The following is a 431-nucleotide window of genomic DNA, read 5'->3' on the forward strand; positions in this document are numbered from 1 at the left end:
TCGCGGCCGGCCTGCTGGCCTCCGCGGCGATCGCTGCCCCGGCTCACGCCGACTCGGTTCCGGCCGTGAACCTGGCCAACACCAACCTCGCGGCTCAGCAGGTCGCGGCGTTCTGGTACGGCCAGGCCAAGGCCAACCTGATCAACGCCACCCCGTACACGGTGGAGACCACGGTCCCCACCAAGCACGTGTCGACCGGCGGGGCCTCCGCCGACACCAAGGCCGGCGTTGTCGGGTCGAGCGGCGACCAGAAGGCCGCCACCGGCAGCCTCAAGAACGTGAACCTGCCGAAGACCACCGGCAAGGTGTTCTTCATCGGCGCGGACCACAAGCCGCACTGGTGCTCGGCCACCTCGGTTCAGTCGCAGTACAAGAACCTGGTGGCGACCGCGGGTCACTGCGTCTACGACACCAAGTCCAACGCGACCACC

At 68.7% G+C, this 431-nt stretch carries 1 pseudogene; it reads left to right on the forward strand.

What is annotated here, in order from left to right:
* Nucleotides 1-431 (forward strand): annotated as a pseudogene (locus HCK04_RS40600) (hypothetical protein); the annotation flags it as partial.

Origin of the sequence: Microbispora sp. CL1-1 (genome assembly GCF_012034195.1) — a bacterium.
Lineage (GTDB): Bacteria > Actinomycetota > Actinomycetes > Streptosporangiales > Streptosporangiaceae > Microbispora.